This is a genomic window from Limnohabitans sp. TEGF003, assembly GCF_055395455.1.
In genome coordinates this window covers 3,068,395-3,087,339 of record NZ_AP029225.1, presented here as the reverse complement: position 1 = coordinate 3,087,339, position 18,945 = coordinate 3,068,395, and the positions used below count along the sequence as shown (strand labels likewise).

General features: G+C 62.2%; 17 protein-coding genes. 10 read left to right on the top strand and 7 right to left on the bottom strand.

Features of this window, described 5'->3' with window-relative positions:
• Positions 1 to 9 precede the first annotated feature (9 nt).
• Positions 10 to 2,364 (bottom strand): selenide, water dikinase SelD, encoded by a 2,355-nt coding sequence (selD, locus tag ACZ5RT_RS14715; RefSeq protein WP_464452945.1) that lies wholly within the window; start codon positions 2,362 to 2,364, stop codon positions 10 to 12.
• Positions 2,365 to 3,339, bottom strand: coding sequence for a selenoneine biosynthesis selenosugar synthase SenB (senB, locus tag ACZ5RT_RS14710; RefSeq protein WP_464452944.1), 975 nt, complete (start codon positions 3,337 to 3,339; stop codon positions 2,365 to 2,367).
• Between the two features lie 13 nt (positions 3,340 to 3,352).
• Between senB and senA the strand changes: the two genes are divergently transcribed.
• A complete protein-coding gene (gene senA, locus ACZ5RT_RS14705; RefSeq protein ID WP_464452943.1) occupies positions 3,353 to 4,606 on the top strand; it encodes a selenoneine synthase SenA in 1,254 nt (417 codons plus the stop codon).
• Between the two features lie 9 nt (positions 4,607 to 4,615).
• Here the strand turns inward: senA and ACZ5RT_RS14700 are convergent, their stop codons facing one another.
• Positions 4,616 to 5,626 carry a Gfo/Idh/MocA family protein gene (locus tag ACZ5RT_RS14700; protein WP_464452942.1) on the bottom strand — a complete coding sequence of 337 codons (1,011 nt, stop codon included), beginning with the start codon at positions 5,624 to 5,626 and terminating at the stop codon, positions 4,616 to 4,618.
• A 3-nt stretch (positions 5,627 to 5,629) separates the two neighbouring features.
• Positions 5,630 to 6,526 carry an NAD(P)-dependent oxidoreductase gene (locus ACZ5RT_RS14695; protein ID WP_464452941.1) on the bottom strand — a complete coding sequence of 299 codons (897 nt, stop codon included), beginning with the start codon at positions 6,524 to 6,526 and terminating at the stop codon, positions 5,630 to 5,632.
• A 240-nt stretch (positions 6,527 to 6,766) separates the two neighbouring features.
• On the opposite strand from ACZ5RT_RS14695, the gene ACZ5RT_RS14690 reads away from it, so the two are divergent.
• The 4 genes from ACZ5RT_RS14690 to ACZ5RT_RS14675 all read left to right on the top strand — a co-directional run bounded on the left by ACZ5RT_RS14690 (position 6,767) and on the right by ACZ5RT_RS14675 (position 10,490).
• Positions 6,767 to 7,756 (top strand): TRAP transporter substrate-binding protein, encoded by a 990-nt coding sequence (locus ACZ5RT_RS14690; RefSeq protein WP_422171707.1) that lies wholly within the window; start codon positions 6,767 to 6,769, stop codon positions 7,754 to 7,756.
• Positions 7,757 to 7,819: 63 nt separating this feature from the next.
• Positions 7,820 to 8,311: a TRAP transporter small permease gene (locus ACZ5RT_RS14685; protein WP_464452940.1), complete on the top strand. Its 492-nt coding sequence runs from the start codon at positions 7,820 to 7,822 to the stop codon at positions 8,309 to 8,311.
• Positions 8,312 to 8,319: 8 nt separating this feature from the next.
• Complete coding sequence (locus tag ACZ5RT_RS14680) at positions 8,320 to 9,627, top strand: TRAP transporter large permease (protein WP_422171703.1); 1,308 nt, start codon at positions 8,320 to 8,322, stop codon at positions 9,625 to 9,627.
• A 14-nt stretch (positions 9,628 to 9,641) separates the two neighbouring features.
• The gene (locus ACZ5RT_RS14675) at positions 9,642 to 10,490 is read left to right on the top strand and encodes a TauD/TfdA dioxygenase family protein (RefSeq protein WP_464452939.1); all 849 of its coding nucleotides are present in this window, start codon (positions 9,642 to 9,644) and stop codon (positions 10,488 to 10,490) included.
• Between the two features lie 3 nt (positions 10,491 to 10,493).
• Here ACZ5RT_RS14675 and ACZ5RT_RS14670 read toward each other — a convergent pair whose 3' ends face one another.
• Positions 10,494 to 11,258, bottom strand: coding sequence for an SDR family NAD(P)-dependent oxidoreductase (locus tag ACZ5RT_RS14670; RefSeq protein ID WP_464454224.1), 765 nt, complete (start codon positions 11,256 to 11,258; stop codon positions 10,494 to 10,496).
• Positions 11,259 to 11,360: 102 nt separating this feature from the next.
• The gene (gene egtD / locus ACZ5RT_RS14665; protein ID WP_464452938.1) at positions 11,361 to 12,329 is read right to left on the bottom strand and encodes an L-histidine N(alpha)-methyltransferase; all 969 of its coding nucleotides are present in this window, start codon (positions 12,327 to 12,329) and stop codon (positions 11,361 to 11,363) included.
• A 115-nt stretch (positions 12,330 to 12,444) separates the two neighbouring features.
• Here egtD and ACZ5RT_RS14660 point away from each other — a divergent pair, with 115 nt between their 5' ends.
• From ACZ5RT_RS14660 to ACZ5RT_RS14640, 5 genes are all read left to right on the top strand, one after another.
• Positions 12,445 to 13,314 carry a putative selenate ABC transporter substrate-binding protein gene (locus ACZ5RT_RS14660; RefSeq protein WP_464452937.1) on the top strand — a complete coding sequence of 290 codons (870 nt, stop codon included), beginning with the start codon at positions 12,445 to 12,447 and terminating at the stop codon, positions 13,312 to 13,314.
• Between the two features lie 18 nt (positions 13,315 to 13,332).
• On the top strand, positions 13,333 to 14,172 hold the full coding sequence (locus ACZ5RT_RS14655) for a phosphonate ABC transporter ATP-binding protein (RefSeq protein ID WP_464452936.1): 840 nt from the start codon (positions 13,333 to 13,335) through the stop codon (positions 14,170 to 14,172).
• 34 nt (positions 14,173 to 14,206) lie between these two features.
• Complete coding sequence (locus ACZ5RT_RS14650) at positions 14,207 to 15,091, top strand: PhnE/PtxC family ABC transporter permease (protein ID WP_464452935.1); 885 nt, start codon at positions 14,207 to 14,209, stop codon at positions 15,089 to 15,091.
• A complete protein-coding gene (gene phnE, locus ACZ5RT_RS14645; RefSeq protein ID WP_291928247.1) occupies positions 15,088 to 15,921 on the top strand; it encodes a phosphonate ABC transporter, permease protein PhnE in 834 nt (277 codons plus the stop codon). The genes ACZ5RT_RS14650 and phnE overlap by 4 nt, the downstream gene beginning before the upstream one ends.
• A gap of 98 nt (positions 15,922 to 16,019) precedes the next feature.
• Complete coding sequence (locus ACZ5RT_RS14640; RefSeq protein ID WP_464452934.1) at positions 16,020 to 17,747, top strand: cation:proton antiporter domain-containing protein; 1,728 nt, start codon at positions 16,020 to 16,022, stop codon at positions 17,745 to 17,747.
• Between the two features lie 197 nt (positions 17,748 to 17,944).
• On the opposite strand, the gene ACZ5RT_RS14635 is transcribed toward ACZ5RT_RS14640, so the two are convergent.
• On the bottom strand, positions 17,945 to 18,838 hold the full coding sequence (locus tag ACZ5RT_RS14635) for a LysR family transcriptional regulator (protein ID WP_464454223.1): 894 nt from the start codon (positions 18,836 to 18,838) through the stop codon (positions 17,945 to 17,947).
• Positions 18,839 to 18,945 lie beyond the last annotated feature (107 nt).

Genomic DNA, 18,945 nt, shown 5'->3' with positions numbered 1-18,945 from the left:
TGGAGCCGCTCAGGTTTTCAGCAACACCGGCTCAATGGCCTCGCCTTGCGCGGTGATGCGGCCGATGATCGCGGTGTGCACGTAGCCTGCCGCTTTGAGCGCCTGCACACAGGCAGCGGCTTGGGCTGCGGGCACGCTGGCCAGCAGGCCACCCGCGGTTTGCGGGTCAAACAGCAGCGGGTAGCGCGGGTCGCTCACAAACTCATCCGCGTTGCGCAGGGCGCGGCGCAGCCGCACATTGGCCGGTTGCAAGGAGCTGACGATGCCCGCCTTGACACAGTCCACCGCACCGTCCAGCAGCGGCAGCGTGCTCATGTTCAGCTCGGCGTCCACGCCAGATGGCCGGGTCATCTCCACCAAGTGGCCGAGCAGACCAAAACCGGTCAGGTCGGTGCAGGCGGTGGCACCATGCGTGCGCAAAATGGCAGCGCCCTGCTGGTTGGATTGCTCCATCGATTGCAAGGCGGCTGCGATCCATCGGCCCTTGGCCGCATGGCGTGCGTGTGCGGCAAACAAGGTGCCGGTGCCCATGGGTTTGGTCAGCAGCAGCACATCACCCGGCTGCATGCCGCCCTTGCGCATCACGCTGCCCATCTTCTCGTCGATCAGGCCGTTGATGGCAAAGCCCAGGGCCAGCTCCGCACCCTCGCCTGTGTGTCCGCCCACCAGGGCGCAACCTGCGGCGTTCAACACCTCGATGGCGCCACCCATCATCTGCGTCAGCAGGTCTTCGACCTTGCTTTCCAGGCCCGGCGGCACGGTGACCACGGCGGTGGCCGTTTGCGGCTCGCCGCCCATGGCAAAAATATCGCCCAGCGCGTGGTTCGCCGCCACTTTGCCAAACAGATACGGGTCGTCGATGAAGGCCCGGAAAAAGTCCACCGTCTGCACCACGGCCATGCCGGGCGGCACGCGCACCACGGCCGCGTCGTCGGGCGAGTGCAAGCCGATCAGCACATCGGGTCGTTCCACCGGTTGCAAGCTGCCCAGTGCGCGAGACAAGATGTTGGCACCGACCTTGGCGCCGCAGCCGCCGCAACGCATGGCGATGGCCGAGATGGCCTGCAAGGACTCCTCGGATGTCAGGCTCAGGCGCGTGGTGGGGGCTTTGCCTTGCGCCTGGATGTCCTTGAGGAGTTGGCCCATCGACCGCATGGCAGTCTGCAAATTGGTGCCAGGCGCTTGGGTTGCCATGTCGGGCAATTCGGTGAAGCGGCGCATGAACTGCCGATCGATCCGGTCCTTCCAGCGCCACACCCAGTCACCGCCAAAGCCCCAAGGCCCACGCGAACCCACCGCATAACGGTTGCCGGTCGAGATCAGGGCCAGCCAGTGGCGTTGTGGGTGGTAAGCCGACAGTTTTTGGCCGCGCAAACTGCGGCGCAAATTCTCGGCCAAAGGCTTGGCCATGCGCACGGCAAACACACCGGCTTTTTCCAGCGGGCGTTCCACCAACGAGGCAATATCGCCCGCTGCGAACACCAGCGGGTCATTCAGGCATTGCAACTGGGGGTGAACGAGGATGAAGCCTTTGTCATCGAGCGCCAGACCCGTGCTTTGCAGCCAGACCGGGCCACCGGCCTGTGTGACCCACATGGTTTCATCCGCATCGAAGGTGCGGCCGTCACGCGTGTGCAAACAGCCCGGCGACACCTGCACCACCTCGGCGTGGGTGTGCACCTCGATGTTGCGCTCCTGCAGCACCTTGGCAAAGCGTGCGCGCACGCCTGGGTTGTGCGTGGGCAAGATCGTGTCGCCTGAAGTCAGCAGCACAAATTTCAAATCTTCGGGGCTGCGCCCCAGGGCCTTGAGTTCGTGGCGCAAACGGTACTGCATGGACAGCAAAAGCTCCACGCCCCCCGCACCACCGCCCACCACCGCAATCGTCATGCGACCCCTGTGCGAAGGCCACTGCCGCGCCTTGTCCAGCAGGGCCAGCCAGCGCTGGTTGAACTGCGCAATCGGTTTGACGGGTACCGCCAGCGTGGGTGCGCCTTCGATGTGTTGCACCTGCGGCGTGGAGCCGATGTTGATGGACAGCAGGTCATAGGCCACGGGTGGGCGGTTTTGGCAAATGACTTTCTGGTTTTTGCGGTCGATGCCGACCACGGCGTCGTGGTACAGGCGTGCACCGGCAAAGGCGCACAGGCGGCCCAGGTCGATGTGCACCTCGTCAAAACTGTAATGGCCTGAGATGTAGCCGGGCAACATGCCCGAGTAAGGCGTGTCGATGTCGGTGCAGATCACGGTGATGCGCACACCGGGCTCGGGCTTCATGGCGAACATGCGCAGCACACCTACATGGCTGTGGCCGCCGCCGACCAGCACCAGGTCGCGCAAAACAGGTTGATGGGATGATTGCATTCAATGGGTCCAGAGGTCTTGCACCCAGCGGTGCAAGGCGGCGCGTTCGGCCTGAGGTTCAAACAAGGGTGCGCGCAAGGCGCACTGATCCCCCAAGTGTGCCACCAGGTTGTGACCGGTCTGCGGCGCTCGGCAAGCCATCAGCAGATCGGCCAGGCCTGCGGCATCACCGGGCTTGAAGTAGCCCGCGTAATCCTCACCCAGCAGGCCCACATTGCCGTCGATGCGCGAGGCCAGCACGGGCGTGCCGCTGCACATCGCCTCCATCAGCACATGTGCCCCGCCTTCCATGCGGCTGCAGTGCACCAGCAGGTGGGCGCGCTGGATACGCCGCAGCGTTTGCGCGTGAGGCACAGCCCCCAGCCAGCGGTAATGGGGGCATTGCGCTTGCGTGGCCTCAGCGGCATGGCCCAGCACGGGGTCAAGCGCTGCGCCAATGTGGTCGATGAACACGCCAGCGTCGGGTGGCAACAGTCGGGCTGCTGCCATGAGGGTGAGCGGGTCTTTTTCTTCGCGCAAATGCCCCACCATCACCACGCGCAGGTGGCGCTTGGTTTTGGGCAAGGTCTGGCGCGTGCCGGTGGACTGAAAAATCACACGGGCCTTGGCCTGGTGCTCGGGCGGCAGGCTTTGCACCCCCAGCCCCTGCAGCACCACCAAGGAATGCGCCAGGGCCAGAGACTTTTGCGCTTGCGGGTCGTGGGCAATGTCGCGGTACAGGTCGGTGCCCGTCAGCACCAGGCCCAGGCCCCGTTGGCCGTGCCTGTCGTGCCAGGCCTGCACCGCGTCCGCCGAGCGGCGGGCGTGCAGTGCCAGCATCACATCGTCCGTGTTGGCCTGGGCATCGGGCCACTGTCGCACGATGCGGGCAGAATGCGCAGACAGCAGCTGTTGCCAGCGGCGCGCCGTTTGCCAATTGCCATTGTTGGCGTCGGCCAAGGCCGGGCTGACAATGACCACACGAAGTTTTTGCATGGGCGGTTTATACATGAATGGCAGTACCACGGCGGGGGCAGGGCAGACAGGGCCAGGCGCATCGTTGGCCGGGTCTTTTTCAGCTTGCCTGGGGCCTGTGCACAGCGCTGTGCGCACCGCCGGGCCTGCGGCGTTGGCCCGCGCCCTGCAAGCCACCCGCACCCGCACGCTGGGGCTGATGCAGGCTTGGCAAAGCGCCCTGCCCGATTTGTCGGTGCCGCCCCTGCCCGGCATGAACCCGCCTTTGTGGGAGTGGGGTCACATCGCCTGGTTTCAGGAATGGTGGACGGTGCGCAACCGTCAGCGCCATCTGGGCACGCGCAGTGCCAGCAGCGGCGCGGACTTTGACGCCTCGCTGCTGCCCCATGCCGATGCGCTCTACAACTCCAGCGAGGTGGCGCACGACAGCCGCTGGGCTTTGTCTTTGCCCGATCTGACCGGGACGCAGACCTATTTGGCGCAGGTGCTGCAGCGCAGTCTGAGCCACTTGCAAGGGGTGCAGGTGCAGCACGACGCAGGCCATGTAGCCAGCGACGATGACCTGTATTTCTGGCGGCTGGCCCTGCAACACGAAGACATGCACAACGAAGCCTCGGTCTACATGGCGCAGGCTTTGGGCCTGACCTTGCCCGAGGCCCTGTGCTGGCGCACGGGGGCTTCCTGGTTGCAAACTGAGTCCCGAGCACTGATCCATGTGCCGGCGCAGGTCTACACACTCGGCCATGCGGGGCCAGGCTTCGCTTGCGACAACGAGCGCCAGGCCCATCCGGTGACACTGGCGGCTTTCAGCATCGACGCAGAGGCCGTCACTTGGGCGCGTTACCTGCCGTTTGTGCAGGCCACAGGTCACCCCATGCCGCCGCACATGCGCTGCGCGCATGGGGCTTGGCAAGCGCAGCGCTTTGGCCGGTGGCATGCATTGGACTTGCAAGCTCCGGCGGTACACCTGAGTGCGCAGGATGCCCAGGCTTGGTGCCAATGGGCGGGCAGGCGCTTGCCCACCGAGGCCGAGTGGGAATGCGCTGCGCAGCAGTCCGGTTTTGCGTGGGGCCAGGTGTGGGAGTGGACGGCCAGCGACTTCGCGCCCTATCCGGGTTTTGAAGTGCATCCCTACCGTGACTATTCAGCGCCCTGGTGGCACACCCACCGCGTGCTGCGTGGGGCATGCGCTGCCACCTCGGCGCATGTGATCGATGTGCGTTACCGCAACTTCTTTCTGCCCGAGCGGCAGGACATCTTTGCAGGCTTCCGGTCTGTGGCCTTGTGAGCAATCAGCTCACAGTGGCGATGAGCCCATGCGCAGCAATTCATCGATCAGGGCGTGGGTGCTCAGCGCATCGGCACCGGTGACCCGGGGTGGGCGGTTTGATGCAATTGCGTCGATGAAATCGGTCAGCAGGTCTTTGTGGGGCTGGTGTGAAAAATCCATCATGTTGGCACCGCTGCCGGTGCCGCCTTCGCTGGTCACCGTCAGGGTCTCTTGCGTCAAAAAGTTAACTTCCAGACTGGCACCACTCAGGCGTGCACTGCCCAGCGTGCCGATGACCTCGATCGTTTCCGGATAACCGGGGTACATCGCCGTGGTGGCCATCAAGTCACCGGGGGCGCCGTTGCCCAGGACCAGCAGGGCGCTCACATGGTCTTCGGTTTCCATCTGGTGCAGGCGGGTTTGTCGCACTGTGGCGGCTTTGACCGATTGCACCCCGACCAAAGCCTGAAACAGGTTCAGGGTGTGGATGGCCTGGGTGAGCAAAACGCCACCCCCGTCACGCGCCAAAGTGCCGCGCCCGAGTTCGTTGTAATAGGCTTGCGAGCGCCACCAGGGCACCCGCACCGAAGCGGCCTGCACTTCGCCCAAGCGCCCTTGCGTGATCAATTGTTGCAACACGACCGAGGCTTCGCGAAAGCGGTGCTGCAGCACCACCCCCAGATGCAGTCCTGATTGTTGGGCCGCTTCGACCAGTTGGGCAGAACGCTGCTGGTCGAGCTCCAGGGGTTTTTCGAGCAGCACATGTTTGCCCGCAGCAAAGCATTGCTGGCAAATGGCCAGGTGCGTGGCCGGGGGTGTGGCCACGATGACGGCCTGGACCTGCGGGTCTCGCAGGGCTTCGTCCAGTTCAGAGACAACACGCACTGGACCGGCGTAGGGTCGAATGCGGTCCGGATGCGGGTGACGCGTCACCGCGTAACGCAGGTCGATCCGCTCCGCCAGGTCTTGCAAACTGCGCAGATGCGGCTGCGAGGCCGCACCCAGACCCACCAGGGCCATGCCCATGCGTTGGCCCATGGGTCAGCTGCCTTTGGCGATGGTGACCTGGTTGATCTGTGCTTGCGCCTTGACCAGCGACGGCACCAGCTCCGCACCATAGCCCAAGGCGCAGGCGGTCACCAGGCTTTGGTGCACGCTGGTGCCCACCAATGAGGGGGCTTTCACACTCTCGGTCAGGTGCACGTAATAGCGCAGGTCTTTCGAGGCGTTGTTCAGCTCGAATTTCAGGCCGGTGTAGTCGCCATCCAGTGTTTTGGCCATGGCCTGGAACAGGCCCGAATTGACCGCGCCAGCCGACACCACCCGCACCAGTTGGGTCACATCGATGCCCGCCTTGGCACCCACGGCAAAAGCCTCTGCGGCCGCTGTGGTGATGGCTTGACCCAGAAAGTTGTTCAGCAATTTGATGACGTGTGCTGCGCCCATTTCGCCGACATGGAAGATGTTTTCGCAATAGGCCTTGAACACCGGCTCCAGACGCGCAAAGACCTCAGGGGATGCGCCCACCATGGTGTTGAGCTTGCCCGCTTCGGCTTCGACCGGTGTGCGGGCCAGGGGCGCATCGACCAGGGTCATGCCCAGGGCTTGACAGCGCGCGGCCAGGCGACGGGTGGAGTCGGGCTCGCTGGTGGACGCATCCACCACCACCAACCCCGGGCGGGCCTGACTGAACAAGCCGCTGGGGCCTTCGAGCGCGGCTTCGACCTGAGGGGAGCCGGTCACACAAATGATGACCGCATCACAGGCCGTCAGATCGGCGTGGCGCTCCACCAGTTTGGCGCCTTGCGCCAGCAGGTCCTGCAGGGGTTCGCGCCGTGAATGGGCGGTCAGGGAAACCTGAAAACCTTTGGCCAACAAATTTTTCGCAATGCCGTGGCCCATCAAGCCTGAAGCGCCGATAAAACCGATGTGTTTCATTGATGTCTCTTTCGTATGATGAATTAAAACCCCGAATGTCCTCATGTGGCAACAGGCGTGGGCTGGCCATTTCAAGGTATCACTTTCCTGAGCCAGGGTGCCAGAGCCTGTGGACACCTACGTGACAGCTGCGCGGTGGACCCATGGTTTACCCCAAGACTGTTCAAGTGGGTTTGTCCTACAGTGAAAAAACAACGGTGCCAATCGCTTGTTGTTGATATCACTACAGGAGACATACACATGAAAGTTTTGAAGCCTTTGCTCGGCGTGGTTCTTTCTTCGGTCATGGCCTTGGGCGTGCATGCACAACAAGCGGCCATCACTTTGCACGGCGCGTCCCAGTTCGGTGACGACCACGCCTTCACCAAATCGATGGTGCGGTTTGAAGAACTGGTCAAAAAATACTATGGCAAGCCCATCAATTTCGTGCTGCACAAAAACAGCGAGCTGGGCCTTGAAAAAGATTACTTCGCGTACATGAACCAAGGCAAGGCGGTCGACTACGCGATCGTCTCGCCCGCCCACATGTCCACCTTCTCCAAAGCGGCACCTTTCATCGACGCGCCCTTTTTGTTCAGTGACCTGAACCACTGGAACAAGGTGCTCGACCAAGACGTGCTCAAGCCCATCGCCGATGAAGTCGAGCAAAAAGCCGAGGTCAAACTGATTGGCTACGCCGGTGGTGGCGTGCGCAACATTTTTGCCAACAAATCCGCTGGCAATTTGGCCGAGCTGAAAAACCTGAAAGTGCGCGTGCAGGGTGCCCCCATCTGGAGCCGCACCTTTGGCGCAGTGGGCATGACCCCGACGGTGATCGCCTACAACGAGGTTTACAACGCCATCCAGAATGGTGTGATCCAGGCTGGTGAAAACGAAGCAGCTGGCGTGGAGGCGATGAAGTTCTACGAAGTGGCGCCCAACATCCTGATGACGCGCCACGCCATCACCATCCGCCCCCTGTGCTTCTCCGTCAAGACGCTGAAAAAACTGCCGCCAGACCTGCAAGCAGCGATCGTGAAGGCCGGCAAGGAAGCGGGTGCCTATGGTCGTCAAATCGAATCGTCTGAAGACCAGGCCAAGCTCGATAAATACGCCAAGGAAGGCAAGCTCAAGCAGGTGCCATTCACACAACGCGCTGAGATGCAAAAGCTGGTGGATCCTGTCATGGCCGCCTATGCCAAAGAGGTCGGTGCTGACGCGATTTACGCCAAGATCAATGCCTTGAAGTGATCTGTAGATCGGGGGCGGTGGCCGCAAGGCCGCCGCCTTGCTTGTTGACCTCAGAAGTTGCTCATGAAAAAGCTGTTGTTCCTCATTGATGCTTTGCTGTCCTTTTTTCTGATCTTCACGGTGCTGCTGTTGCTGGTACCTGTGAGTTTGCAGATTTTTTCCAGGTACACCGACTTCATTCCTCGCTACATGTGGACAGAGGAAATGAGCCGTTTCTTTTTCATCTGGCTGATCATGCTGGGTGCCACTTTGGGGGTGCGCGAAAAGATGCACTTTGATGTGGACTTTTTGCCGCAACTGTCCGCCAAGGCCAATCGGCGCCTGTTGTTCGCGTGCCAGTTTTTCATGTTGATCTTTTCAGGGGTGATTTTCTATTGGGGGATTGAATTCACCCAGTTTGGATGGAATCAGACCTCGGAGTTGGCCGATATGCCCATGTGGTGGATCTTCATCGCCTGGCCCATTTCGGGTTTCCTGTGGATGGTTTTCTTGTTGCACCACATGTTCAGCCCATCTGTCGGCGATGAAAGTGTGAACCAGGAGTCAGTGGTTTGAGCTCAGTCATGTTTTCGCCAGGAATGGCCGCCCTGATCCTTTTCGGGGGTTTCTTCCTTCTTCTGGCCATCCGGGTTCCGGTGGCTTTTGCCCTGGGTCTGGCGTCCTTGCCGGTTTTGTTGCTGGAGCCCAGGCTTTCGCCGATGGTGCTCTTCAACGAGACCTTCAAGACTTACAACTCTTTCATTTTGTTGGCGGTGCCGTTTTTTCTCTTGACCGCCAACTTGATGAATGGCGGCGGCATCACATCCAGAATGATGCGTTTGTCTCGGGCGCTGGTGGGTCATTTCCCGGGCGGGCTGGCCCAAGTCAATGTGTTGTTGTCGGTCTTTTTTGCCGGTATTTCGGGCTCGGCCAGTGCCGATGCTGCGGGCCAGGGCAAGCTGTTCATTGAGGCGCAGGTCAAAGAAGGCTACGACCTGTCCTTTTCGATCGCGGTGACGGCAGTTTCCTCGGTTCTGGCGGTGATCATTCCACCTTCCATCTTGATGGTGGTTTGGGGTGGCGTGATTTCTACATCGATCGGCGCCATGTACTTGGCGGGCATCGTGCCGGGTGTGTTGTTATGTTTGGCGCAAATGGCCACAGTGCATGCCTATTCGATCAAACGCAACTACCCTGTTTACCCCCGTGCGAATATCCTTGAAATAGTCAAATCAGCGGGTGTCGCCATCCCGGCCATGCTGACGCCTGTGATCATTGTGGGTGGCATTTTGCTGGGCTGGTTCACGGCGACTGAATCTGCGGCAGCCGCTGTTTTGTATGCGGCACTTTTGTCTCTTTTCTTTTACCGCGAGATGGGGTTCAAGCAATTCATCGCAGCAGTTCTGGATACGGGCAAGTTGTCTGCCGTGGCTTTGTTTTGTGTCGGAACCGCTTCGGTTTTTGGCTGGCTCTTGGCTTATTACCAAATTCCCAAGGCCTTGCTCTCCAACGTTCAGACCTGGGGCATGGACGTGATCGGTGTGGGCATCTTCATTGCGGTGGCCTTCCTGATTGTGGGCTGCTTCCTGGATGCGATCCCTGCCATCATCATCGTGGGGACCACCCTGCAACCCTTGGCGCAGTCGGTGGGCATGCACCCGGTGCACTTCGCCATCATCGGTATTTTGTCTTTGGCTTTTGGACTGGTCACGCCGCCATATGGCATGTGCCTGATGATTTGTTGTGCGGTGGCCAAGGTGCCGTTGAGGTTCGCGCTCAAGGACACCATGATCATGGTGGTGCCCATGTTGCTGGTGCTTTTTGCGGTCATCGTATTCCCCGAAATCGCCTTGTTCCTGCCTCGCATTTTTTCCCCTGAAATGATCAACTGAGGAAAGCGCATCCCATGCCCGTGTCCACACCTTTGAGTGATGTTCTGGGTGCCCGCATCGAGGGCCTGGACCTTTCGCAGCCTCTGGATGCCGGCCAAAGCCAGTGGCTGGCCGACGCCTTGCACCGGCACGGTTTTGTGGTGCTGAAAAACCAGTCGCTCACAGCCGCGCAAATGGTGGGTTTTGCGCGGCAATGGGGGCGGCCTTCGCCGCACGTCATCGACACCTTCCATCACCCGGAAGATGCCAACATCCTGATGCTGTCCAATGTGTTCAAGGATGGCCAACCCACCGGACTGGTGGACGCTGGCACGTATTTTCACACCGACTATTCCTATCTGGACGATGTGGCGCGTTGCACCATCCTGCATGCTCAGGACGTTCCGCCAGCGCCCAACGGCACTACCTTTGCCAACCAGGCCAAGGCCTATGCCGACTTGCCGTCCGCCATGAAAGAAAGCATCAAGGACCTCGTGGTCAAGCACCACTATGGCAACCGCGACGATCTGGACCAGCAATCGAGAACAGTGGCTTCAGTGCTCAATGCCGAGCAAGCCAAGCGGGTCAACTGGGTGCGGCACCCCTTGGTTAAAAAACACCCCTTCACGGGCCAGCCTGCGCTGTATGCGGTCAGTGGCAGCTCGTTTGGCATCGAGGGCATGCCCGATGACGAGGCCCTGGACCTGTTGCGCGAATTGGCGGCGCACGCCACGCAAGACAAATACTGTTACACCAACCACTACGAAAACGGTGACGTGATCGTCTGGGACAACGCCTTGCTGCTGCACAGCGCACCCCTGATCGATCTGACCCGGCCACGCACCTTGTGGCGCGTGACCGTGCTCTACCCCTCAGTGCATTGACCCTCAGGGCATGTACTGCCCACCGTTGATGTCGATGATCTGTCCAGTCACATAACCCGACATCTGCTCGGAAGCCAGATACAGGAATGCGCCTGCACATTCGTCCGCAGTGCCTAGACGGTTCATCGGGATCGTGGCCTTGAAGCCTTCCAGCATTTGGGGCGTCGAGAAGCGCTCGTGGAAGGGCGTGGTGATCACGCCGGGAGCGATGGCGTTGACACGGATCTTGTCCTTGACCAGTTCCTTGGCCAGACCTTTGGTCATGGTGGACACAAAGCCTTTGGAGCCTGCATAAAGCGACGCGCCAGCTGCACCGCCGTGTCTGGCCGCGACCGAAGTCACGTTGATGATGACGCCGCCCTGGCCTTGCCTGCGCATGGCGGTCACTGCAGCGGCACTGCACATCATGGCCGAGCGCACATTCAGGTGCACCACGTTGTCAAACAGCTCGTCGGTGATTTCTTCAATCGGCACACGCTGGACCAGGGCCCCGGCGTTGTTGATCAGGATGTCGATGCGGCCAAATGCTTTGACGGTTTCTTCGACCAGGCGATGGCATTGGGCGGTTTTGAGCACGTTGCCTTGCAGCAAGATGGCCTGTGCGCCCGTGGCCTTGACGGCTTTGAGCACCTCTTCACCCGGACCTTTGCTGCTGTTGTAATGCACGGCCACCCGTGCCCCCTGTTTGCCAAAGGCCACCGCCGCTGCGGCCCCGATGCCGGTGCTGGAGCCGGTGATCAACACCACTTTGTCTTTCAGATCGTTCAACATGCAAGTCTCCTGGTCATTGAATGGGTACACAGCAAGAGTGCTGGGTCGAATTCATTATGGGCAGGTGGGTCCTGTCGACCAATCAAATGCGCGACAAGCTCAGGCCGTTGCCCAAAACATCGCAAAGCGCTGGGCTGGGTCGGTCCAGACACGGGTCTGGGCAAAGCCTGCGGAGCGGAGCAAGGCCTCGAAGTTCGGCACCGTCCATTTGCAGGCGTTTTCGGTGTGGATGGTTTCCCCCGCCGCAAACAGGCGCTCGCCGCCCGGCCACTGCACGCGCACCGCGTGGCGGGCCTGCAGGTGCATTTCCACGCGCGACTGCTCGGCGTTGAAGCGCGACAGGTGTCGCCAGTCGCGCACCGCAAAGTTGCTGCCCACCAGGCGGTTGATGTGGAGCAGCAAATTCAGGTCAAAGGCTGCAGTCACACCCAGCGCGTCGTCGTAGGCCGCTTCGAGTTCGCCCGGGTCTTTGAGCAAGTCCACCCCGATCAGCAAGCCGCTGCCCATGGCCGTGCCGCAAGCGCGGTGCAGGCTTTGCAAAAAGCCCAGGGCCTGATCGGGTGTGAAGTTGCCGATGCTCGAGCCCGGGTAAAACAAGACGCGTGGCTGCGCCGTGTCTAGGCCCAGCGCGTCTGGCAAATCCAGACCACCCGAAAAGTCGGTGCCCAGACCGGTCATGGGCAGGCCCGGGTGCTGGCGCTGCAGGCTGTCCAGGGCTTGGCGCACAAAGTCCACCGAAATGTCCACCGCCACGTAGCGCCCGGCCTGCAGGGGCCCCAGCAGTCGCCCGGCTTTTTCGCAGTTGCCCGCGCCCAAGTCGATCCAGCAAGCGCCTGTGGGCAGATGCCGGGCCATGTCGGCACTGTGCAGGCGCATGAGTTGCGCTTCGGTGCGCGTCAGGTCGTACTCGGGCAGCTCGGTGATGGCTTCAAACAGGCGCGAGCCCAGCGCGTCGTACAGGTACTTGGGCGAGGTGAAGGCCTGCGGGGCGTTCAGGCCCTGCAGGAGTTCCTGGGCCACGGCGGCGGCGTTGTGCTGGTACAACTGGATGAATTGGGGCGTGGGCATGCGGCATATTAAGTCACCGCAGACTCTACTGGCCTGTGCAGGTTTGGCCCCTGTCCGGTCGGGTGCAAGGATTTCAGGGTGTAATCGCCCTTATTTGTTTTTTTACAAAGCCACCATGACCTACACCTTCTTTTCCAAATTCCTGACTTCGGCCTGCGCCGGCTTGTTGGCTTTGTCGGCCTTCAGCGCTGCCCAGGCGCAGACCACGCTGCGCGTGACCACCATCCCCGAGGAAGCCGCCACCGAGCAGGTGCGCAAATTCACGCCCTTGGCCAACTACCTGGAAAAGCAGTTGGGCATGAAGGTGCAGTTCACACCCGTGACCGATTACCCTGCGGCCGTGGAGTCGCTGGTCAACAAGAAGGTCGATGTGGTCTGGTTTGGCGGCTTCACTTTTGTGCAGGCCAGCATCCGTTCCGGTGGCAAGGTGGTGCCTTTGGCGCAGCGTGAAGAAGACACGCGTTTCCAGTCGGTGTTCATTGCCAAGACCGATTCGGGCATCAAGACGCTGGCCGACATCAAGGGCAAGCAAGTCTCTTTTGGCTCGCAAAGCAGCACTTCGGGCCACCTGATGCCGCGCAGCTTTTTGCTGCAAGCCAAGATCGAACCTGAAAAGGACTTCAAGCGCATTGCCTACAGCGGCGCGCACGACGCCACCATCGCTTCGGTGGTCAGCGGCAAGGTCGATGCCGCTGCGCTCGACATCACCGTCTGGAAAAAGTTTGTGGCCGACAACAAGGTCGACACCCAGGCGGTGAACGTGTTCTACACCACGCCGCCTTACTTCAACTACAACTGGTCGGTGCACGCCGATATGCCTGCCGACCTGCGCGAAAAAATCAAGACCGCCTTGTTGGCCCTGAACCCCGCCAACCCCGAGCACGCCGAGATCCTGAAGCTCAACCGCGCCACCCGCTATGTGCCCACCACGCCCGACAACTACAAAGGCCTGGAGTCGGCTGCACGCAGCGCGGGCTTGCTGTAAAGCCTGGACGCCGTCACAGTGAACATTGACCTCCAGGCCCTTGAAGCGCGGCACCCGGCGGCGAAGCCGGGTGCGCCAGCGGCCTTGCGTGCATTGAATTTGCAGCTGGCTGCGGGTGAGCAGGTGGCCATCATTGGCCCCTCGGGCGCGGGCAAGACGACGCTGTTGCAGGTGCTGGCCTGTGCCCAGCCGCCCACGCAAGGCACGCTGCAATTGGCGGGGGTGAACCCCTGGGCCCAGTCTGCAGGCGCTTTGCGCGCATTGCGTGGTCGGTTGTTTCTGGCCCCGCAGGTGCCGCCTCTGCCGCCGCGCCAACGTGTGGTGACTTCGGTGCTGGCCGGGCGTTTGCCCGCCATGGGTTTGTGGGCCAGTTTGCGTTCGCTGTTTTACCCGGCCGACATCCCGGCCGCTTACGAGGCGCTGGCGCACTTTGACCTGGGCGACAAATTGTTTGAGCGCGTGGACCGCCTGTCGGGCGGTGAGCGCCAGCGTGTGGGCCTGGCCCGCGCCCTGCTGGCCCCGGCCAGCCTGTGGCTGATCGACGAACCGTTGTCGGCGCTGGACCCGGTGCGCGCCCGCATGGCCATGACCGCACTGGTGGGCCTGGCCCGCGAACGCCAGGTCACGCTGGTGGCCACGTTGCACCAGGTGGACATGGCGCTGGCGCACTTTCCGCGCATCATTGGCTTGCGCGATGGCCAGCAGGTGTTCGATCTGCCCCCGGATCAGGTCAGTCCCGAGCGCCTGGCGCATTTGTACGACCAGCACGAGCACGAGTTGCGCGGTGAGGCGTTGCCTGCGGCGCTGCAAGAGCTTGCACCGGCAGCGCCCGCCCCCGTGGTGATGCACTGCCGCTGAGGCGTTCGGGCTCCAGACGTTTCGCTCACCCCCCATGACCGCTTCCGTGTCCCATTTGCCTGTGGCCCAGCCTCCCGGTTCACCACCCGCGCGGCCGTTTGCACCAGCACCCACGCGCGACCCGGCGTTTGCCGCACGCGTGTTCTGGCTGTGCCTGGCGCTGGTGCTGTTGTGGCCGCTGGGTGTGGCCACCGAGTTCCGACCCTGGGTGCTGTGGGAGCCCGAGAACCGCAAGGTCACCGCCGACTTTGTGCGCAGCTTCTGGCCGCTGGTGCACCACCCCGAATTTCTGCAGATGGTGCTGCGCGAGACCTGGCGCACCGTGGCCATGGCCACCGCGGGCGTCACGCTGGCGCTGGTGCTGGCTGTGCCGATGAGTTTGCTGGCCACGCGGGTTCTGTCGCTGTCGGCCTTGTCCGGTCGCATGGACCGCTGGCCGGCCGTGCTGCGCTGGTGCGTGCGTGCGGCCTTGATCGTGCTGCGCAGCATTCCCGAATTGATCTGGGCGCTGGTGTTTGTGCGCGTGGTGGGCCTGGGGCCCACCGCGGGCGTGCTGGCCATTGCGCTGACCTATGGCGGCATGCTGGGCAAGGTGTACGCCGAGATTCTGGAAAGCGGCGAGGCCCACGCCACCCAGACCCTGATGCGCAACGGCAGCGGCCGGCTGCAGGCCTTTGTGTACGCGCTGCTGCCCAGCCATGCTGCTGAGTTGGCGTCTTACACCGTTTACCGCTGGGAATGCGCCATCCGCTCGTCGGTGGTGCTGGGCTTTGTGGGCGCGGGGGGCTTGGGCCAGCAACTGGACAACTCGATGAAGATGTTCAATGGCGGCGAGGTGGCCACCTTGCTGCTGGTGTTCATTGCGCTGGTGGCGCTGGCCGACCGCGTGAGCGCCTGGCTGAGAAAGGCGCTGGCATGAAGTCCTTTTCGCGTGAAGCGGCCAACCCGCCCTACAAATTGCCGCCGCCAATTTTTGACGCCCGCTGCAAGGCGTGTTGGTTCACCGTGGCTTTGGGGGTCTTGGTGGTGGCCAGTTTTGTGTCGCTCGATTTGGATTGGGCGGCTTTTGCATCGATGGAAGCGGCGCGCAGCATGGGCCGCTTTGTGGCGGAGTTTTTTCCGCCCGACTTGTCGCCCGTGTTTGTGAACAAGGTGGCCTGGGCCGCCTGGGAAACCCTGGCCATGTCGGCGCTGGGCACCGCCATGGCGGCGGTTTTGGGGCTGGCGCTGGCGGTGCCGGCCAGCCGCTTGAGCACCCAAGACCCGGCTTGGTTGCGCAGCCCCACACGCTGGTTGCTCAATGCGTTGCGCGCCATTCCCGAACTGGTGTGGGCCGCATTGCTCTTGATCTCGGCGGGTCTCGGGCCCATGGCGGGGACATTGGCGCTGGCCTTGCACACCAGTGGCGTGCTGGGTCGCCTGTTTGCCGAGGCCATGGAAAACGTGCCCACCGGGCCGGGTGATGCCTTGCGCACCCAGGGCGTGGGTCCGCTGCGCGTGTTCTTGTATGCCACTTTGCCGCAGGTGCTGCCGCAGCTCATGAGCTACACGCTGTACCGCTGGGAAAACAACATCCGCGCTGCCGCCGTGCTGGGCGTGGTGGGTGCGGGCGGCTTGGGGCAATTGTTGTCTTTCCACATGGGCCTGTTCCACATGAACAAAACCGCCACCATTTTGGCGGCCATGCTGCTGATGGTGGCTTGCGTGGACGCGCTGAGCTTTGCGGCGCGGCGCTGGCTCACACGCTGAGGCGCGGAGAGGTTCCTTCAGGCCTGTCGCCGCCGCTGTGGCCCTGCGCCAAATGTCGGGCCATGTGAGGCCTTTGCATCTGCCCTATATTCGGGACCATGCCGCACGACATTTCCCTCATCACCACCCTGGCCGCAGGCTTCAGCATCGCACTGGTGCTGGGCTTTGTGGCCGAGCGCATGAAGGTGCCCGCCCTCGTGGGTTACCTGTTGACCGGCATCCTGATCGGCCCCGCCACACCCGGCTTTGTGGCTGATGTGAAACTGGCGGCCCAGTTGTCCGAGATCGGCGTGATGTTGCTCATGTTTGGCGTGGGCTTGCATTTTTCATTCAAGGATTTGCTGGCGGTGCGGCGCATCGCGGTGCCCGGCGCGGTGGTGCAGATGGGTCTGGCCACGCTCTTGGGCATGGGGGCGGCCTGGGCCTGGGGCTGGTCCTGGGGTGCGGGCCTGATTTTTGGTTTGTCCCTGTCGTGCGCGAGCACGGTGGTGCTGCTCAAGGCGCTCGAAGCGCGGGGTGTGCTGGACAGCATGAATGGCCGCATCGCCGTCGGCTGGCTGGTGGTGGAAGACCTTGCCACGGTGCTGGTGCTGGTGCTGATGCCGCCGCTGGCCGGTGTGCTGGGCAGTTCGGTGGTCCCTGCACCCGGTGCCGAGCCGCTGTGGGTCACGATCGGCAAAACCCTGCTGCAGGTGGCGGCCTTCATCGCCATCATGCTGGTGGCCGGGCGTCGCGTTCTGCCCTGGCTCTTGTGGCACATTTCGCGCACCGGCTCGCGCGAGCTGTTCACCCTGTCGGTCATTGCTGCTGCCATTGGCATTGCCTACGGGGCGGCGCAGCTGTTCAGCGTGTCCTTTGCCCTGGGCGCGTTTTTTGCGGGCATGGTCATGCGCGAGTCGGAGTTCAGCCACCGCGCCGCCGAAGAGTCGCTGCCTTTGCGGGATGCGTTCTCGGTGTTGTTTTTTGTGTCGGTGGGCATGCTGTTCGAGCCGGGCATTTTGCTGACGCAACCCCTGCATGTGCTGGCGGTGGTGGCCATCATCATTGTCGGCAAGTCGGTGGCGGCTTTGGCCATCGTGCTGGCTTTCCGGTACCCACTGAACACGGCCCTCACGGTGTCGGCCAGTCTGGCCCAGATTGGCGAGTTTTCTTTCATTCTGGCGGGACTGGGTTTGTCGCTCGGCTTGTTGCCGGCCGAAGGCATGAGCCTGGTGCTTGCTGCAGCGCTCATTTCGATCGCCCTCAACCCGCTCTTGTTTGCAGCCATCGAGCCGATGCGCCGCTGGATTCTGGCCCGCTCGACCTTGGCCCGCAGTCTGGAGCAGCGCGACGACCCCTATGCCGAGCTGCCCATGAGCACCGAACGCAAGTACCTCTCAGGCCAAGTGGTGCTGGTGGGTCATGGTCGGGTGGGTCGGCGCATTGCTGACGCGCTCACGGCGGGCGGCATTCCGTTTGTGGTGGCCGATCAAAACCGCGAACTGGTCGAAGACCTGCGCAGCCAGGGGCTGGTGGCGGTGTCGGGCAACGCGGCCGATCCGGCGGTGCTGATCCAGGCCCATATTGCCGATGCCGCGATGCTGGTGGTGGCCACGCACGACCCGCTGACGGTGCGTCAAATGGCCAGCACTGCACGCACCTTGAACCCGGACATCGAGGTCGTGCTGTGCATGCACAGCGAAGACGAGTCGTCGATGCTGCGCAAGGACGGCGTGGGCACCGTGTTCTTTGGCGAGGAAGAGCTGGCCAAAGGCATGATCGGCCATGTGCTGGCGCGTTTTGCGGCACACCAATCTTCCCCCGGGGCCACTGCAGCATCGGCCTGAACCTTGTGTCACGAGGCCGGTCCTGCCAAGGCTTGGCAGGTCAAAGCGCTCTTGGGGGTGGCTTCGCCGCACACGCGCGGGTTGGGTGCAGGTTCAAGAATGTCGGACCACAGGAGGCCTGGCTTTTGATCCCTGTTGGCCATGGCCGAGCAAATCGGTGGATGGTCCAAAAACCCTGCGTGCATGCCGCCGAAGCCTCAAGCTTCAATACTGCGGGCCTTGTCCGTGAGGAAATCGATGCAGGTGCGTACCGCCCGGGTCTGGTGCCGGTTGGGCAGGTACAGCAGGTACATGTTGGTGCCGAAGATGCTGAGCCGGTAATCGTTGAGTGCGGTGAGCACCTCGCCGTTGGCGATCACGTCTTGCACCACATAGTCGGGCACCAGCCCGATGCCCAGGCCGGCCAGGATGCCTTGGCGCAAAAAGGGGTAGTGGTCGGAGATCAGGGTGGGCGCGAGCATGACCTCTTCGCGTTCGCCTTGTCGATAGCCGCGCAGTGACAGGTGTCGGCCTACCACGTTGGCAGTGATCAGGGCCTGGGTGCGCAACTGCGCCAGTTCGGTAGGCAAGCCGTGCGCCTGCACATAGGCCTTGGAGGCACAAGCCAGATAGCGCACGGTGCCGAACTCGCGCGCGATCATTTGCTGCGGTGGCTCGGGCAGGATGCGGACGGCGATGTCCACCTCGTCGCGCAGGTTGTCGATCCGATTTTCAAACACCACGTCGAGCACGATGCCCGGGTACAGGCGCTTGAACTCGACCAGCCAGTCCGACATCACCATCTGTCCGTAACCGCTGGGCACGCTCAGGCCCACACGCCCTTGCAGGCCCTGACCCAGATTGGCAATGGTTTCCTCGGCCGCCACGATTTCGTTGCGCACGGTACGCCCATGCTCGTACAGACGCCAGCCCACCTCGGTGGGTTCCACCCGTCGTGTGGTGCGCCGCACCAGTTCCACGCCCACTGCTTTTTCCAGTTGGCTCAGGTGGTAGCTGACGTTGGCGCGCGTCATCTTCAGCTTGCGCGCGGCCTGGCTGAGATTGCCCGCATCAATGATGTCGACCAGCAAGGTCAGGGACGAAAGATCCAGGCTCATACGTCAAATTTATTTGACACTCTGTCAATGAAACGTGTAATTGTCAATCCAATCTTTCCAAAAGACAATACCGAGAGTCCACTGCGGTGGTTTTTTGCCTT

What these genes read in the sequence shown, in the direction of transcription:
- selD (WP_464452945.1), bottom strand. Translation starts at nt 2,364, where the DNA reads ATGCAATCATCCCATCAACCTGTTTTGCGCGACCTGGTGCTGGTCGGC.
- senB (WP_464452944.1), bottom strand. Translation starts at nt 3,339, where the DNA reads ATGCAAAAACTTCGTGTGGTCATTGTCAGCCCGGCCTTGGCCGACGCC.
- senA (WP_464452943.1), top strand. Translation starts at nt 3,353, where the DNA reads ATGAATGGCAGTACCACGGCGGGGGCAGGGCAGACAGGGCCAGGCGCA.
- ACZ5RT_RS14700 (WP_464452942.1), bottom strand. Translation starts at nt 5,626, where the DNA reads ATGGGCCAACGCATGGGCATGGCCCTGGTGGGTCTGGGTGCGGCCTCG.
- ACZ5RT_RS14695 (WP_464452941.1), bottom strand. Translation starts at nt 6,526, where the DNA reads ATGAAACACATCGGTTTTATCGGCGCTTCAGGCTTGATGGGCCACGGC.
- ACZ5RT_RS14690 (WP_422171707.1), top strand. Translation starts at nt 6,767, where the DNA reads ATGAAAGTTTTGAAGCCTTTGCTCGGCGTGGTTCTTTCTTCGGTCATG.
- ACZ5RT_RS14685 (WP_464452940.1), top strand. Translation starts at nt 7,820, where the DNA reads ATGAAAAAGCTGTTGTTCCTCATTGATGCTTTGCTGTCCTTTTTTCTG.
- ACZ5RT_RS14680 (WP_422171703.1), top strand. Translation starts at nt 8,320, where the DNA reads ATGTTTTCGCCAGGAATGGCCGCCCTGATCCTTTTCGGGGGTTTCTTC.
- ACZ5RT_RS14675 (WP_464452939.1), top strand. Translation starts at nt 9,642, where the DNA reads ATGCCCGTGTCCACACCTTTGAGTGATGTTCTGGGTGCCCGCATCGAG.
- egtD (WP_464452938.1), bottom strand. Translation starts at nt 12,329, where the DNA reads ATGCCCACGCCCCAATTCATCCAGTTGTACCAGCACAACGCCGCCGCC.
- ACZ5RT_RS14660 (WP_464452937.1), top strand. Translation starts at nt 12,445, where the DNA reads ATGACCTACACCTTCTTTTCCAAATTCCTGACTTCGGCCTGCGCCGGC.
- ACZ5RT_RS14650 (WP_464452935.1), top strand. Translation starts at nt 14,207, where the DNA reads ATGACCGCTTCCGTGTCCCATTTGCCTGTGGCCCAGCCTCCCGGTTCA.
- phnE (WP_291928247.1), top strand. Translation starts at nt 15,088, where the DNA reads ATGAAGTCCTTTTCGCGTGAAGCGGCCAACCCGCCCTACAAATTGCCG.
- ACZ5RT_RS14640 (WP_464452934.1), top strand. Translation starts at nt 16,020, where the DNA reads ATGCCGCACGACATTTCCCTCATCACCACCCTGGCCGCAGGCTTCAGC.